Annotated in this window: 14 protein-coding genes and 1 tRNA gene; 4 read left to right on the forward strand and 11 right to left on the reverse strand. The window is 66.1% G+C overall.

Translation table 11 applies throughout. From position 1 onward, the window contains the following. Positions 1 to 35: 35 nt before the first annotated feature. Positions 36 to 1211 (reverse strand): mandelate racemase family protein, encoded by a 1176-nt coding sequence (locus NO878_RS06440; RefSeq protein WP_256405137.1) that lies wholly within the window; start codon positions 1209 to 1211, stop codon positions 36 to 38. 177 nt (positions 1212 to 1388) lie between these two features. Between NO878_RS06440 and NO878_RS06445 the strand changes: the two genes are divergently transcribed. Further along, the gene (locus NO878_RS06445) at positions 1389 to 1853 is read left to right on the forward strand and encodes a universal stress protein (RefSeq protein WP_256405138.1); all 465 of its coding nucleotides are present in this window, start codon (positions 1389 to 1391) and stop codon (positions 1851 to 1853) included. A 40-nt stretch (positions 1854 to 1893) separates the two neighbouring features. On the opposite strand, the gene NO878_RS06450 is transcribed toward NO878_RS06445, so the two are convergent. Beyond that, a complete protein-coding gene (locus tag NO878_RS06450; protein WP_256405139.1) occupies positions 1894 to 3066 on the reverse strand; it encodes an enolase C-terminal domain-like protein in 1173 nt (390 codons plus the stop codon). 147 nt (positions 3067 to 3213) lie between these two features. Here NO878_RS06450 and NO878_RS06455 point away from each other — a divergent pair, with 147 nt between their 5' ends. Next, entirely contained in the window at positions 3214 to 4389 is a 1176-nt protein-coding gene (locus tag NO878_RS06455) for a mandelate racemase/muconate lactonizing enzyme family protein (protein ID WP_256405140.1), read from the forward strand. Positions 4390 to 4401: 12 nt separating this feature from the next. Here the strand turns inward: NO878_RS06455 and NO878_RS06460 are convergent, their stop codons facing one another. The 3 genes from NO878_RS06460 to NO878_RS06470 form a co-directional block, all read right to left on the reverse strand. Beyond that, positions 4402 to 5241: an aldo/keto reductase gene (locus NO878_RS06460; protein ID WP_256405141.1), complete on the reverse strand. Its 840-nt coding sequence runs from the start codon at positions 5239 to 5241 to the stop codon at positions 4402 to 4404. A gap of 83 nt (positions 5242 to 5324) precedes the next feature. Next, entirely contained in the window at positions 5325 to 6221 is an 897-nt protein-coding gene (locus tag NO878_RS06465; RefSeq protein WP_256405142.1) for a dihydrodipicolinate synthase family protein, read from the reverse strand. A 52-nt stretch (positions 6222 to 6273) separates the two neighbouring features. Next, positions 6274 to 7518, reverse strand: a complete 1245-nt coding sequence (locus NO878_RS06470) for an MFS transporter (protein WP_256405143.1) — start codon at positions 7516 to 7518, stop codon at positions 6274 to 6276. 348 nt (positions 7519 to 7866) lie between these two features. Here NO878_RS06470 and NO878_RS06475 point away from each other — a divergent pair, with 348 nt between their 5' ends. Next, complete coding sequence (locus tag NO878_RS06475; protein WP_256405144.1) at positions 7867 to 8640, forward strand: DICT sensory domain-containing protein; 774 nt, start codon at positions 7867 to 7869, stop codon at positions 8638 to 8640. A 26-nt stretch (positions 8641 to 8666) separates the two neighbouring features. Here NO878_RS06475 and NO878_RS06480 read toward each other — a convergent pair whose 3' ends face one another. Further along, positions 8667 to 9023: a hypothetical protein gene (locus NO878_RS06480; protein ID WP_256405145.1), complete on the reverse strand. Its 357-nt coding sequence runs from the start codon at positions 9021 to 9023 to the stop codon at positions 8667 to 8669. Positions 9024 to 9154: 131 nt separating this feature from the next. Here NO878_RS06480 and NO878_RS06485 point away from each other — a divergent pair, with 131 nt between their 5' ends. Continuing rightward, positions 9155 to 11887, forward strand: a complete 2733-nt coding sequence (locus NO878_RS06485; RefSeq protein ID WP_256405146.1) for a PAS domain S-box protein — start codon at positions 9155 to 9157, stop codon at positions 11885 to 11887. Between the two features lie 42 nt (positions 11888 to 11929). Here the strand turns inward: NO878_RS06485 and NO878_RS06490 are convergent. From NO878_RS06490 to sufD, 5 genes are all read right to left on the reverse strand, one after another. Beyond that, positions 11930 to 12034 (reverse strand) — tRNA-Gln (locus NO878_RS06490). Positions 12035 to 12082: 48 nt separating this feature from the next. Next, entirely contained in the window at positions 12083 to 12832 is a 750-nt protein-coding gene (locus NO878_RS06495; RefSeq protein WP_256405147.1) for an HNH endonuclease, read from the reverse strand. 59 nt (positions 12833 to 12891) lie between these two features. Further along, on the reverse strand, positions 12892 to 13326 hold the full coding sequence (locus NO878_RS06500) for a metal-dependent transcriptional regulator (protein ID WP_256405148.1): 435 nt from the start codon (positions 13324 to 13326) through the stop codon (positions 12892 to 12894). 2 nt (positions 13327 to 13328) lie between these two features. After that, a complete protein-coding gene (locus tag NO878_RS06505; RefSeq protein WP_256405149.1) occupies positions 13329 to 13823 on the reverse strand; it encodes a ferritin-like domain-containing protein in 495 nt (164 codons plus the stop codon). Between the two features lie 98 nt (positions 13824 to 13921). Beyond that, a complete protein-coding gene (gene sufD / locus NO878_RS06510; RefSeq protein WP_256405150.1) occupies positions 13922 to 15133 on the reverse strand; it encodes a Fe-S cluster assembly protein SufD in 1212 nt (403 codons plus the stop codon). Position 15134 lies beyond the last annotated feature (1 nt).

A 15134-nucleotide genomic window follows, 5' to 3' on the forward strand; every position in this document is an offset into this window, starting at 1 on the left:
CAGGGCAGGAGCAGGCCGCGACGGGCCTTACGTCGTCACTCGTAGACGTGCAGGGAGCCGGTCGCGTTGCGCTCGATGTAGTCCCAGTCGTACTCGACACCCAGGCCGGGGCCGTCGGGAACCGGCACGGTCCCGTCGTCGTCGACGGCGTCGATCATGTCGGAGTAGCCACCCTCGTAGACAGGGGGCTGTGTGTTCTGACACTCGGGGTGAACGAGCGCCATCTCGTAGTAGTTGGTGTTGCGGGTGGCGGCGATGCAGTGACGCTGGGCCGGGCCGGGGGCGTGAAACTCCACGTCCAGGCCGAACGCCTCGGCGGTTCGCGCCACCTTCATCGCGCCGGTGATCCCCGCGTCGTACTCCGGGTCGGCGCGCAGGAAGTCGGTCGCGTCGCCGGCCGCGAAATCGGATTTCATCTCCAAGCCACGGACGTGTTCGGTCTGAAGGATCGGCGTATCGAGCTTTTCGCCGAGTTTCCGGTGGGCGTGTTGGGAGATGCCGCCGTCGCGGAACGGGTCCTCGTACCAGAAAAAGCCCTGTTCGTCGAGCGCGCGGCCGAGCTTCAGAGCGTCAGCGAACGTCTCCAGTTCGCAGGCTGGATCGTGCATGAGGTCCATCTCCGAGCCGACGCGTTCACCGACGGCGCGGACGGCCTCGATCTCGCGCCGAAGGTCGCGGGTGTCGTCGCCGCCACCCCAGCCGTGGATCTTGAACCCGTCGAAGCCAGCGTCGCGACACTCCTCGGCGAAGTCGGCGAAGGCCACCGGTGAGTCGAGTCCCCCTGCCTCGTCGCCGTGATACGTCGAGGCGTACGCCGGAATCCGCTCGCGATAGGTCCCGAGAAGTTCGTGGATCGGGGCGTCGTAATGCTTGCCCGCGAGGTCCCAGAGGGCGATGTCGACCGGACCCATCCCCATCCGGTCGTACTTTCGGAGTGCGCGTTTGATCTCCGACCAGTGTTTCTCGCGTTTGAGCGGGTCCTTCCCGATCAGATAGTCGGCGAACGTGTTGATCTGGGCCGCCCCCGGCGAGTTCCCGCCCACGTACTCCCCGGTGATCCCCGCGTCCGTGTGGATCTGCAGGCCGAACAGTTTCCGGTAGGTCGTCTCACCGGGGTCGTAGACGAGATTGAAGCCGTGTTCGTCGGTACCCACGTCCGCCAGCGGGTACTCGAACTCGCGGCTCTCAATGTTCGTGATTGTCAACGCCATACCCCCGAAATCCGTCGACCGCGTAATAAGTATGTCTCCCGGCGGCGGCGAGGGTGGCGCCCGCCTCGGCCCGTGGGCGGCCGGCAGTCCGATCCCGGTATCTGGCCCTCGTGACCGTCCAGAGCCACGGCGATAGGGTGGTGGGGTTTTTCAACTCCATGGGCGTACGGACAGTCGATGTTCGAGCCACTGGAAACGATGCTCCTCACCGTTGGACCGAACGACAAAAATCGCCTCGACGAGCTATCGGAGACGGTGGTACAGGTCGCGAAACCGGCCGACGCCACGGTCGTGATCACGCACGTCTTCACCCCGGACCAGTTCCAGGAGATCGCGGAGGATCTCGGGATGACCGACCTCGCCGAGACGGAGGTCGACAAGGTTCTGGAGCGCCACGAGTCGGTTCGACACTTCGAGGAGGTCTTCGACGAACACGGCGTCGACTACGAGGTCAAAGGCGTCGTCGGCGACATCAGCGACGGCATCATCGACATCGCGGAGCGAACCCAGAGCGACCGCGTCATCGTCTCCGGACGGACGCGCTCGGCGGTCGGCAAGGCGGTCTTCGGCAGCACGGCCCAGGACGTGTTGCTAAACGCCCCGTGTCCCGTGACATACGTGAAGGCAGCGGAGACGGAGTAAGCGGGACGCTCCGGCCGCGGTGGGGATGCGCGGCGCGGACTCAGTCGTAGACGTGCAGATCGCCCGTGCGGTTGTTCTTGATGTAGTCCCAGTCGTACTCGACTCCCAAGCCGGGATCCTCGGGTACCGACACGGTCCCGTCGTCGTCGACAGTGTCGAGGTAGTCCGAGTAGCCGCCTTCGTAGACGGGCGGGATGGGATTTGCGACCTCGGGATGAACCAAGGCGAGTTCGTAGTAGTTGGTGTTGCGGGTGGCGGCCATGCAGTGTCGCTGGGCCGGGCCGGGAGCGTGAAATTCCACGTCCAAGCCGAACGCCTCGGTCATGCGGGCGATCTTTATCGCGCCGGTAATCCCCGCGTCGTACTCCGGATCGGCGCGAACGAAGTCGGTCGCATCGGCCTGCACGAAATCCGAGTGAGGTTCAAGCCCGCGGACGTGTTCGGTCTGGAGGATCGGCGTGTCGAGTTTCTCCCGGAGCTTTCGGTGGGCGTGTTGGGAGATGCCGCCGTCGCGGTACGGGTCCTCGTACCAGAAAAACTCCGCCTCGTCGCAGGCCCGCCCGACCTTCAGCGCGTCGGCGAACGTCTCGTACTGACAGGCCGGATCGAGCATGAGATCCATCTCCGAACCGACGCGTTCGCCAAGGGCGTGGACCGTCTCAATCTCACGGTCGATGTCGCGCCACTCGTCGGCGCCCCAGACGTGCATCTTGAAGGCGGGGTACCCAAGGTCCAGACACTCCTCGGCGAAGTCGGCGTACGCCTCCGGGGAGTCGAGGCCGCCGTTCTCGTCGGCCTCGTACGTCGAGGCGTATGCCGGCAGACGTGTCCGGTAGGTGCCGAGGAGTTCGTGGATCGGGGCGTCGTAGTACTTGCCAGCGAAGTCCCAGAGGGCGATATCGACCGGACCCATCCCCATCCGGTCGTACTTTCGGAGCGCGCGTTTGATCTCCGACCAGTGTTTCTCGCGCTTGAGTGGGTCCTTCCCGATCAGATAGTCGGCGAACGTGTTGATCTGGGCCGCCCCCGGCGAGTTCCCGCCCACGTACTCCCCGGTGATCCCCACGTCGGTGTAGATACGGAGCGCGAACTGTTTCCGGTGGGTCGTCTCACCGGGGTCGTAGACGAGGCTGAAGCCGTCGGGATTCTGCCCGACGTCCGCCAGCGGATAGGAGAACTCCGTGCTCTCGATTTTCGTGATCGTTGGCGACATACCTCGTCATCCCGGGTCAGCGGGATAAGTTTGCGGGACGGCGCGGGGCCGACACAGCGGGCAGGCAGCGGCGTCGAAGGTGTACGCCGGCACGCGAATGTGACACATCGACACGCTTAAGCACGTCCCTTCGGCAGGCGTATGCACATGTCAGACGTGAGTATTTCGGGGGTAGAGACGTATCTGGTGGCGAATCCGTGGAAGCCGTGGGTGTTCGTTGAGGTAGAGACGGACGCCGGCGTCACCGGGGTTGCCGAGGCGACGGCCCACGACAAGCCACGGACGGTCGCCGCAGCCATCGAGGAGATGTCGGATTACTTCGTCGGGAAAGACCCCTTCGACACCGAGCAGATCTGGCTGGAGATGTACCGCGACGAGTGGTTCTCGAAGGGTGTCGTGAACACGACGGTCTGTTCGGCGGTCGATATGGCCTGCTGGGACATCAAGGGAAAACTCCTCGAGAAGCCGGTCTACGAACTGCTCGGCGGGAAGGTCCACGGCGACCGACTGCGAGCGTACGCCAACGGCTGGTACACGGACACGGACGGCGATCCCGAGGGGTTCGCGGAGGCCGCCGAGCGGGTGGTCGACGACGGCTACGACGCGATGAAGTTCGACCCGTTCGGCACGGCGTGGCAGCGCATGTCGAAGAAGGATCTCAACCACTCGGTCGACATCGTCCGCGCGGTGCGGGAGGCGGTCGGTCCCGACGTGGACCTGCTCATCGAGGGGCACGGCCGGTTCACCGCCGGACAGGCCCTCGACATCGCCCGCAAACTCGACGAGTTCGAGCCGACGTGGTTCGAGGAGCCGTGCCCACCGGACTCGATCAACAGCCTCGCGGAGGTGGCGGATAAGTCGCCGATCCCCATCGCGACCGGCGAGCGCCACATGACCAAACACGACTTCTACGAACTGGTCACTCGGACGGACGTCGACGTCTTCCAGCCGGACCTGATGAACACCGGCGGGATCACCGAGGGCACGAAGATTGCGGGCCTCGCGGAGGCCGATCACGTCAGTATCGCCCCGCACAACCCGCAGGGGCCGGTTGCGGGAGCGATCTACTCGCACTTCTGTACCTCGACGCCGAACTTCATGATCCAGGAGATGTTCCAGACCTACGACGTGGACTGGGTCGACAACCTGCTCGTCGATCCGTTGGAGGTCGAGGACGGCTACGTCACGGTCCCCGAGGGGCCGGGCTTCGGAATCGAACTCGATCACGACGTGATCGCGGACCACGCCTACACCGAGGACAAGGTCCACACGATCAACCTCTTCGAGAAAGACTGGGAAAAGCGGGCGGTCGAGAAGCGGTAGGCGGCCAGCGACTCACTCCGGAACGCCGTACACGTCCCGCGACCAGTCCCGCGTGAGGGTGTCGTACACCGGCTCACCTCGGTCGAGGTCGTCGATCCGCCGGTGGTCCTCGGGGTCCAGTTCCCACCCGAAGAGGTCGATATTCTCCGCGACGTGGGTGGCCGAACTCGACTTCGGGAGGACGACGATATCCTTCTCGACGGCCCACCGGAGCACGATCTGTGCGGGCGTCCGGTCGTACGTCTCGGCGAGTTCGAGAACGGTGTCGTCGTCGAGACACGCTGTGCGGGCCAGCGGGGCGGCAGCCTCGACGGTGACGCCCTCGGACTGGCAGTACTCGACGAGGTCGTGTCGCTGGAACTGGGGATTGAACTCGATCTGGTTGACGGCGATCGGAACGTCGCTGATATGCAGAGCGTTGCTGAGCTGGTAGCCGGTGAAGTTCGACACGCCGACGTTGCGGATCTTCCCCTGGTCGTGGAGGGTCGCCATCGCGTCCAGCGTCTCGCGCAGCGAGATGGCGGGGTTCGGCCAGTGGATCAGGTAGAGGTCGAGGTAGTCGGTGCCGAGTCGGTCGAGAGTACGCTCGCAGGCCCGGATCACTCCACCGTAGCTGAGGTTCTTGGGCAGGACCTTCGAGGTGAGAAACAGATCGTCACGGTTCGCGTCGGTCAACGCCTCGCCGATGGCAGTCTCGTTGTGGTAGCCCTCGGCCGTATCGACGTGCGTGTAGTCGCCGTCGAGGGCCGCACGGACGGACCCACGGACGGCGTCGTCGTCGAGGTCCCACGTGCCGAGACCGACGACGGGCAGTTCGTCTCCGCTCGGGAGGGGCAGCGATGGTACGGACATCCGTTCGGCGTCTCGCCGGCGGGGACATTAATCGTGCGGGACGCGGCACACGGCGGTGTCGGGCGCGCTCAGTCGACCGCCCGCTACGCCGACGCCAGCAGGTCGAGGTCGGCCATCACCGCACGCAACGACTCCCGTTCGGCCTCCGAGAACCCACGGATCGGCGGTCGGGGCACGCCAAGATCCCGCCCGGCGAGTCGGGCGCCCTCCTTGAACCCGGCGGGGAAGGTCCCACCCATGAGCGCATCGGCAAGCGGCGTGACCGTCTCGACCTGGGTCGTGCGGGCGCGATCAAGGTCGCCGGCCCGGTAGGCGTCGTAGACCTCGAGCAGAGGGTCAGGCGCGACGTTCGCCGTCCCGGTGACGCCGCCGTCGGCTCCGAGGACGAGACTGGGCAAGAGGAGAGAGCCGAGTCCCTGGAGGTAGGCGAACTCGTCGGGCGTGGCTCCGATGACGCGAGACCCCCACGTGAGGTCACCGCTGCTATCCTTCAGTCCAACCACGTTGTCGAGCGTGGTAGCCAACTCGGCCACGGTGTCGACCGTGAGCGTCTGTCCCGTCATATCGGGGAGGTGATAGAGGATAACCGGGAGGTCGGTCGCGTCGGCGACCCGGGCGTAGTGGTCGCGCATGCCGGCCTGATCCGTTTCGAGGAAGAAGGGGGTGATGGCGACGAGTCCGTCGGCCCCGGCGGCGGCGGCCCGTCGCGCCCGTTCGACGGCTTCGAGCGTCCCGCTGGCGCCGACGCCGGCGTAGACCGGTACCGCTCCGTCGGCTCGGTCGACGACGGCCTCGGTGACCCGTTCGAGTTCGTCGGTGTTCAGATTCGACAGTTCGCCGATAGACGCGCCCGGAAAGAGGCCGTGAACGCCCGCCTCGATCAGGAAGTCGACGTGCTCGCGGAGTCGCTCGTCGGCGATGCTGCCGTCCTCGGCAAACGGCGTCAGAAGTGGGGGAATAATCCCTCGGACGTCGGTCATGGGTGCGCCAATCCATCCCCGCACCGATCATAAACCTTAGGTCGACGGTGGCTCACAGCCGCGGCGTCCGCGGCGTCAACCCGGCGTAGCAGACGACGGCGACGGCGGTGATACCGCCGAGAGCGAGAAACGCGGCGTCGAATCGGTCGGCGTCGGCCATCGCCCCGACGAACACGGAGCCGGTCGAGCCGACGAGAAACAGGCAGGTTCGGAGGAGGCCCCAAGCGGCCCCCCGAACGTCCGGTGGGAGTCGTGCCACGACGTAGGCGTTCGTGACGGGAGCGATGGCCATGCGGGTGCCAAGCAGGAAGACGAGTCCCACCCAGACGGGGCGGCCGTCGGCGACGGGGACGGCAAGCAGGGTGAGGACGCCGACAGCCGCCACGACGACGAGCGTGGGCCGGGCGCCGTACCGGTCGGCGGCCGACCCGACCGCGAGTTGGCTGACCGCCCCGCCTACGAACAGCACCGCGAAGATGCCGCCGGCGACGCTCTGGTCGATTCCCTCCTGTGCCACGAGGTAGGTGGGGAGAAAGGCGGTCAGTCCCTGAAACGCGAACAGGTAGAAGGTGAGGCCCAGGCCAGCGAGGATGACGTTCCGGTTCCGGAGCGCACGGGGGAGTCCACGGAGCACCTCGGGGAGCGACAGTGACCGCTCGGTCGCCGGGTCGCCGCCGTCGGGGCTGACTCCCGCGTCGATGGGATCGGGCAGCGTCGTCCACGCGAGGGCGGCAACAAACAGGAACGCGGGAATCGTGCCGCCGACGAGGAGGCGCCACCCGACGACACCGACGGCGGTGCCCGCGACGAGCGGAATGACCGCGGAGCCGAGACTTCCAGCGGCGAGCGTGATTCCGAAGGCGGCCCCGTCGTTCCGGGGGAACGCCTTCGAGAGCGACGTACCGCGGGCGGGACCGTAGAGACCGGACCCGATGCCGAAGGCGGCGGCACCGGCGAGAAAGACGACGAACAGCGGCGCGACGGCGAGAAGCGCGAGGCTCCCCGCGCTGAGCGCGAGGCTCGCAGCGAGGACGGTTCGCTCCCCAACCCGGTCGGCGAGCAGTCCCGCGGGAAACTGCATCAGCGCGTAACACCCCCAGATGACCGTCACCGCGAGGCCGGCGCCGGCGTTGTCGAGGTGGAACGTGTCCTTGACCTGTGGGAGCAAGGCGGGGACGAGAAAGCGCAGACCGAGCGTGAACAGCCAGCCAACCGCGACGGTCAGGAGGACCCACCCACGGCCGCCGCCCCGCAGTGGTGCGACGGCGTCGGCGAGCGCGCGGCGAAGACGGGTCACGGTCCAACTCGATAGGAGAACGGATAAGAACGGCGCGGAGGGCGGCGCGTTTGCCGGTTGCTCGACGCAGATAGCGTGACCAGGGGTGCGGTTACCAACACCGATAATTTGATCGGGAGTATCAAAACTCGTCGTGAGTAACAGTCAGTAGGAGGATATATGCGAACCCAATGCCCGTTCTGTGGAAACCGCGTCGAAACCCTCCCCGAACATCTCGAAGAGTGTCAGGAGGCGCCCCGTGACGACCCACGGACAGACTGAGGACAGCGTGGGGAGCGGCGCGCTTCCGTCGGCCGACACACGTCGAATAGCGCCTGTTATCAACCCGCTTGCCGTACACCGCGACGGATGACCGACCTGCCGGACTCGCTCGTGTCGTTCATCGAGAAGGAAGCAGTCGCGGATCGGTCGCTGGCAGTCGTGAACCGGACGCGTCCACGGCCCATCCAGGATATGCTGGAGGAGTTGTTCGCCGAACAGTCCGTCGAGATCAGGGAATTCGACGTGCCGGGCACCGAGGAGGACATGGTGTTGCTGCTCAACGGCGAGGGCGAGGTGATCGCTTCGTCGCCGCTACGGGAACTCGAAGAGGAGTTGCTTCTGGTCAACTCCGACCTCTACGTGACGGGCGCGAAGGGACTCGACGACGTGAGCCTACCGGCGGTCCTCGAAGGACTCTCGGAGACGCCGTTCAGGGTTCGTGGCTATCCGGCCGCACACTCGGAGAAACTACCGCTCATCGCGATGTCGCGGTATATCGAGCGACTCGCCTGGGAGCACGGCTCCGGCCGACTTCGGTCGTCGTTCCAGCGACTCTCCAGACTCGACGACGAGCGGGGAACTCGGGAGGTGTATCGTCAACTGGGAGCGACCGACGTCGACGTCCACGTCTACGGCGTGCCGGACTGGCTCCCGCCGGAGTCGTTCTCCGGCATCGTCCACGCGGGGTACACCGGGGAGTTTCGGACCTCCTGGTTCGTCGTCCACCACACGGACGAAGCGGACACGGCGGGGGCGGCGCTCGTTGCCGAACGAGTCGACGACGGCGCGTGGGAGGCGGTCTGGACGTTCCGCCAGGAGCGTGTGCGTGCGGTCAACCGGTACATCGAGCGCACTCTGTGAGTCGGCACCGCCGGGCGGACGGCCGCTCACCGTCCCCGGACATACCCATCGAGCGCCACGCCACCGCTCAGACAGGCCAACAGTCCGGCGTACCAGACCAGGTGAACCGGGCTGTCGGGCGCGGAGACGACACGGATTGCCACCATCCCAACGACGTACGCTGGGACCCCACCGCCGAGGAACCGCCGAACACCGATCCGCGTCACGTGGCCGAAGGCGGTACCGAGGGCGACAGCCGAGAACACGACCAGTCCAATTGTGGGGGCCTCACCGACGGCCGCCGCTACACCGGTCCAGTAGACGGCGCCGGGCGGCCACAGCACCACTCCCGACAGCAGCGCGAACGCGCCGCTGGCGGCGACATCGCGAGGACGTCGTGTCATCGCGAAGCGTTCCGCCCGCCCGGCGCAAAAGTGTGGTGACCGGTCCGACTCTCCGGTTGCCGACAGCCGAATCGTCGCCACTCGTCGGGAACATGCGAGGGCTATTTATCTCGGCTGAACCATCCGACGGCATGAGCGAGACGACCGAACCTGGTCGTATCCTTCACGTCGCCGCCGGCGACTCGTCGACCCGGTTCGAGGCCCTGGCCGACTGGACGGTCGAAAGGGTCGCGAACAGCGCGGACGCCCGCGCCCGACTCGGCCAGTCGACGTTCGACTGCCTCGTCGTCGAGGGTGACGACTCCGCGTCCCTGACGACGGTGCGAGCGGCGCCGGACAGCCTCCCCGTGCTCGTCCTCTCGGCGACGCCGTCGGGCACCGTCGCGGACGGGACGGCCACCGACGTCGATTACGTCCGAACGGACCCGTCGGACCCGGACGTGGCGTCGCTCGCCGCCCGGGTGGGTGGCGCCGTCGGGCGACGACAGGCGGCGCGGCAGGCGGCAAGCGCAGAACGAGCCTGTCGGCTCGTCGAATCCGTCGGCCGGGCGGTCGCGGCGGCCGAGACGCGGGCAGCAGTCGAACGCCGCGTCTGCGACACCGTCGCGGACGTCGGTCCGTACGATGCCGTCGGGATCGACGACTACGACGCCGACCGGGGCGTCGTCACACGGCGGGCCGCGGCTGGCGACGCCCCGGGCGACCCCGAAGAGGAGATGTCGGCCACCGGAGCGGCCGAGCGGGCGCTCCGAACCGGCGACGTCACGGTCACGTGTGACGGCGAGAGCGCGTGGAGCGACGACCGTGCGGCCGCAGCCGTTCCCCTGTGCGACGACGGCGCGATGGTGGGCGTCCTCCACGTGGCCACCGACCGGACGGACGCCTTCGACGAGCGGGTGATCGAGGCCCTGACGGCGGTAGGGACCGTCGTTGCCGACGCCGTCACGCGGGCCGAGACCCGAAGCCAGTGCGCGCGCCGCCACCGCCAGTTCCGGAGCGCTGTCGAACACGCCGGCCACGTCGTGTTGCTCACCGACGCCGACGGCCGGATAACCTACGTCAACGACGCCTTCGAGTCCGTTACCGGCTACACAGAAGCGGAGGCGCTTGGCCACAGTCCGGCGCTGCTCCAGTCTGGAACCCACGACGGGACGTTCTATCGTGACCTCTGGGAGACGATTTCGTCGGGGGAGACCTGGGAAGGCGAAGTCGTCAACGAGCGCAAGGACGGAACCGAGTACATCATCGACCAGACCATCGCCCCGATCAGCGACGACGACGGAATCGTCGGCTACATCGCGATCAACCGGGACATCACGGAGCGCAAGGAGCGCGAACTGAACCTCGCATTTCTCAAGCGCGCCATCGACCAAGCCGGAATCGGCATCGGGACCTACGGCTCCGACGGCTACGCGACCTACGTCAACGAACGCCTCGCCGAACAGTTCGGAACGAGTCGTGACGACCTCCGGGAACGGCACATGTGTTCGCTGGATCCAACGCTCGAGAAGTCACGCTTCCCGTCGTACTGGTCGTCCTTCGAGGACGGCGAGCGGCGGATCCGCGACGCGCGGATCGAGCGCCTCGACACCGGAGAGTGCGTGCCCGTCGAAGTCGTCTCCTCACGGGTCCGTATCGACGGCGACCCCTATCAGGTGAACACGCTCCGTGACGCGACCGAGCGCAAGCGACAGGAGCGGGACCTCGAACGCTTCCGGAGCGCGGTGGACCACGCGGGACACAGCGTCCTCATCACCGACGCCGAGGGGCGGATCGAGTACGTCAACGACGCCTTCGAATCCACCACCGGCTACTCGGCAGCGGAAGCCATCGGCCAAACGCCCGCGCTGCTTCGCTCCGACGAACACGACGAGACGTTCTACGACGACCTCTGGGAGACGATCCTCGACGGCGACGTCTGGCAGGGTGAGGTCGTCAACGAGCGCAAGGACGGGGAGCAGTACGTCGTCGATCAGACCATCGCCCCGATCAGCGACGGCGACAGTGACGGCGACGGCGGGATCACCGGCTTCGTCGCGGTCAACCGCGACGTGAGCGAGCTCAGGGCCTACGAGCGCGAACTGGAGGCACAGAACGATCGGCTCAAGCAGTACGGAGAGACGGTCGCCCACGACCTTCGAAACCCGCTTGCCGCGCTCGATGCCGACCTCAAGCGGTTCCGTGCGGCCATCGACTGCGGCGAGTCGCCGGCCGGCGACGCCCCCGCGGACACGGTCGACGCCGAGGCCGTCCGAACGCTCTGTACGAGCATCGACGACACCGTCGACCGGATGGAGGCGCTGATCGAGGACCTGCTGACGATGGCCGAACATGGGCGGCGAGTGATCGACGCTCAGCCTGTCTCCATAGCGGCGGTCGCGGCCGAGGCGTGGGAGGGCATCGACACTCCGGACGCCGAACTGTCGGTGCAGGACATAACGGTTGACGCCGATCCCGACCGAGTCCGGGAACTGCTCGCCAACCTGTTTCGGAACAGCGTGGAGCATGGCTCCACGAGAAACCGGACGCAGTCCGGTGACAGCGTCGAACACGGTTCGACGGGCAGTCGGACTCAGTCCGACGACAGCGTGGAGCATGGCTCCACCGACGAGTCCGGCGTCCACGTGCGTGTCAGCCCGCTCGATTTCTCCCCCGGCTTCGCCGTCGAGGACGACGGTCCCGGCATCCCCGAGGACGAACGCGACGACGTCTTCGAACGCGGGTTCACCACCGCCGCGGACGGCACCGGCTTCGGACTGGCCATCGTCGAACGGATCGCCGACGCACACGGCTGGTCCGTCTCCGTGACGGAGAGTCGGGCGGGCGGGGCGCGCTTCGAGTTCCGGACGGACGCGGGCGCGTAACCTGATCGAAGCCGCACTGCTCACGAGGCTGTGCCAGCAGAATAGTCCCGGGCGGATTCGAACCGCCGTCCTGGGCTGTCTTTCACCCGGGGCGATCCCCGAACGGTGTCCAAAGGCCCAGATGATTGGCCACTACACCACGGGACTCCGATCCAACGTTCCGCATCGTGGCATAACTAACCGACGTACAATAACTTATCCCTCTGTCGCCGGCGTCGGAACCGGCAGACTACCCTCCTCGACGCGCCGATGACAGGAACGGCAGAGTGTGACGACGTTGGAGAGCCGGTGGGCCTCTTCAGGCTCTTCGAAGTCGCGGACACGTTCGATGTGGTGGACATCGGGGTTACGGCCCAGTTGCGCCCGAGACAGACCGCACTGTTGACACCGGTAGTCGTCACGAGCCAGTGCCGCCTCACGTACCTGCCACCACGAGCCACCGTATTCGATCGTTCCACCCTCCCACTGGTGGTGATTCGAGCCGACGACGTGTTCCGAGAGCCATTCCCCGTGGCAGGTTCGTGAACAGAAGACACCATGCTCTCGATCGGTCAATCGAGAGGGGACGACACGCATCGTCAACCCGCAGTGAGTACACTCCGTTTCGACACGCTTCTTCTCCGCGGGGTTCTCCGGGAGAAGACCATCAGCCTCGGTGACGCACGCGTCACAGTAGACGCCGTCCTTGTTCGACGGGTAGTACTCGAACTCGGACCCGCAGGTTCGACAGGCCGCGGTTTCCATCGCATCGCTCCAGTTTCCGTTGTTTCGGCCGGCATTCGGGTTGCACGAGTCACAGTACTTTCGCCGTGACTTCGGATCGTAGAACTCGGACCCACAGTCGACACAGGTCCGGTTCGGAAGAGGCCGGTCGTGTGCCATCGCGTGGTGCTGGCGGACGCCCCGCTCCGAAGAGAAGGCCCGCTCACACGTCGGACAATCCATGTGGATGACACACTCGGACTAGGTAAAGTCTTGACAGAAGTGCCCCCAATGAAGGGTCGTCAGTCCGCCGTGGGTTCGCACTCGACTTCGAGTTCCCGACAGGCGTCGGTGTCGGCGTCGAAGCAGTCCGGACAGTTGGGGTTGCGGTTGATGATGGTGTCGAGGCGGTCGGCCACCGTGTCGTCGATGACGGCTTCGAGTTCGCGGGCCTCGCCGCGGAAGTCCTCGACGTCGAGGACGTTCGCGAGAAATCGCTCGATGATGCAGTAGGTCTGGATGGCGTCGCGGGCGCGGGTGATCCCCTCGTCGGTGAGACGGACGCCCTTGTACTTCTCGTGTTCTGCGAGCCCCCGGCTCTCGAGTTTGCCGATCATCTCGTTGGCGCTGGCGGGGCTCACGTCGAGCATGTCCGCGAGCGCCCCCGTCGCCGCCGGGCCGTCCTCCATCTCCTGGATCAGGTAGATTGCCTTGAGATACTGGTCTGCCGTATTCATCGCTAATCGCGTGTCTCCATGATCTTCGTTACGTCCTCGACGCCGTCTGCCTCGTCTTCCTTGATCGACCGCAGGGTGTCGAGAAGTCGGGCACGATCCACCGAAAACCGGGCGTCACTGGCCTCGATTGCCGACACGAGGTCGTCGTAGAACTTGTACGCCGTCTCCTCGTTGCAGAGCTGATCGTAGAGAACGCCGTCGAAGTCCTCGGGTTTGGTCTGGGCGTACTGGGCCTCGACCAGCGTCTCGATGTCCTCGAAGGGAATCGACTCGGCGTCGAGGTCGGCGATCACCGCCTCGAGTCGCTCTCGGTGGGCCGCCGACTCCTCGGCGGCGTCGGCCAGCAACGCCTCGATTTCAGGATCGAGATCGCGCTCCGCGTCGAGTGACTGGTAGTGGTGGTGTGCTCGCGCCTCGACGACCTCCTCGAGGACGATCCCGATCTGAAGGAGGCGGGCGAGTTGGTGGTCGGAGCCGACCCGATGGCTGACGCTCATCGGAACGACTGCCACCTCCGAACGCGCGTGGTCGGGACGGTCATACGATCAAGTCGGGGCGAGGGGAACTTAAGGCGTTCCCTGCGACCTGCGGTCGCCTACTCGCGCAGACGGGCCGTGACCTGTGCCTCGAGATCCTCGCGGAGTTCGTCGACCGCGATTTCCTCGAGGACGGGCACGAAGAAGCCCTCGACGAGCATGTTCCGGGCGTCCCGTTCCGAAATTGTGCGCGACGTGAGGTAGAACAGATCCTCGCGGTCGACCTGTCCGACTGTCGCGGAGTGGGAGGCCTCGGTGTCGTGGTTGTTGATGATGAGCTTCGGCGAGGCGTCGGCCTCGCTGTCGTCGCTCAGCATGAGCGTGTTCTCGCGCTGGTAGGAGTTGGTGTCCCACGCCTCACGACCCACGTCTTGGACGCCCTCGTACACCGACCGCGCGGTGTCGTCGAGGACGCCGCGGGTGACGAGGTCGGCCGTCGTGTGTTCGGCGTTGTGCCAGACTCGCGCGTTCACGTCGAAGTGCTGGTCGTCGTGTCCGAAGAAGGCGCCGACGATCTGACTCTCGGAGCTGTCGCCGTTGAGTTCCGTCTCGATGTCCGAGCGGGTGAGCCGGGAGCCAATGTTGCCCTCGATCCAGTCAATCGTCGAGTAGACACCCGCGTCACCACGCTTGAGCGTGACGTTGTAGGTGTCCTCGTCGAGCGTCTGGAGCGAGCCGTACTGGACGTAGCTGTTCTCGCCGGCGTCGACCTCGACGAGGTTGCTGTAGTAGCGCGCGCCCTCGACGGAGTCGCCGGAGTCGATCCGTTCGAGAATCGTCACCGACGAGGAATCCTCGGTGACGACGAGGGTCTGACTGAACAGCGACCGGGAGTTCATCTCCGTCCGGATCGTCACGTCCTCGGCGTCGACACCCTCGGGCACGTAGACGAACGTACCGGTGGTGAACAGGGCCACCGACAGCGCCGTCAGATAGTTGCTCTCGGGGTCGACGACCGAGCCGAACTTCGATTCGAGGAGCTCCGGGTGCTCCGCCACCGCTTCGGTGAACGAGAGCACTTCGACGCCCTCGTCGGTGACCCGCTCGGTGTCGTCGGACTGGGTCAACGGATCGGCCAGTTCCGCGAAGTCGAGCTGTTCGAGGTCGGTCCACCGGCGCCCGGGTGTCTGGATAACATCGGGCATTTCGAGGTGGTCGAGGGCCTTGAGCGCCTTCAGGCGCGTCTCGCGGAGCCAGTCCGGTTCGTCTCGGCTGTCGGCTATCTCGTGGACTGTCGCCTCCGAGAGATCTGCTGGTACCTGTGCACTCATG

This window comes from Haloplanus ruber, assembly GCF_024494725.1.
Taxonomy (GTDB): Archaea; Halobacteriota; Halobacteria; order Halobacteriales; family Haloferacaceae; genus Haloplanus; species Haloplanus ruber.

Coding starts and splice junctions, on each gene's coding strand:
- NO878_RS06450 (WP_256405139.1), bottom strand. CDS start 3,066: ATGTCGCCAACGATCACGAAAATCGAGAGCACGGAGTTCTCCTATCCG.
- NO878_RS06505 (WP_256405149.1), bottom strand. CDS start 13,823: ATGAGCGTCAGCCATCGGGTCGGCTCCGACCACCAACTCGCCCGCCTC.
- sufD (WP_256405150.1), bottom strand. CDS start 15,133: ATGAGTGCACAGGTACCAGCAGATCTCTCGGAGGCGACAGTCCACGAG.
- NO878_RS06500 (WP_256405148.1), bottom strand. CDS start 13,326: ATGAATACGGCAGACCAGTATCTCAAGGCAATCTACCTGATCCAGGAG.
- NO878_RS06485 (WP_256405146.1), top strand. CDS start 9,155: ATGAGCGAGACGACCGAACCTGGTCGTATCCTTCACGTCGCCGCCGGC.
- NO878_RS06460 (WP_256405141.1), bottom strand. CDS start 5,241: ATGTCCGTACCATCGCTGCCCCTCCCGAGCGGAGACGAACTGCCCGTC.
- NO878_RS06445 (WP_256405138.1), top strand. CDS start 1,389: ATGTTCGAGCCACTGGAAACGATGCTCCTCACCGTTGGACCGAACGAC.
- NO878_RS06480 (WP_256405145.1), bottom strand. CDS start 9,023: ATGACACGACGTCCTCGCGATGTCGCCGCCAGCGGCGCGTTCGCGCTG.
- NO878_RS06475 (WP_256405144.1), top strand. CDS start 7,867: ATGACCGACCTGCCGGACTCGCTCGTGTCGTTCATCGAGAAGGAAGCA.
- NO878_RS06465 (WP_256405142.1), bottom strand. CDS start 6,221: ATGACCGACGTCCGAGGGATTATTCCCCCACTTCTGACGCCGTTTGCC.
- NO878_RS06495 (WP_256405147.1), bottom strand. CDS start 12,832: ATGGATTGTCCGACGTGTGAGCGGGCCTTCTCTTCGGAGCGGGGCGTC.
- NO878_RS06440 (WP_256405137.1), bottom strand. CDS start 1,211: ATGGCGTTGACAATCACGAACATTGAGAGCCGCGAGTTCGAGTACCCG.
- NO878_RS06455 (WP_256405140.1), top strand. CDS start 3,214: ATGTCAGACGTGAGTATTTCGGGGGTAGAGACGTATCTGGTGGCGAAT.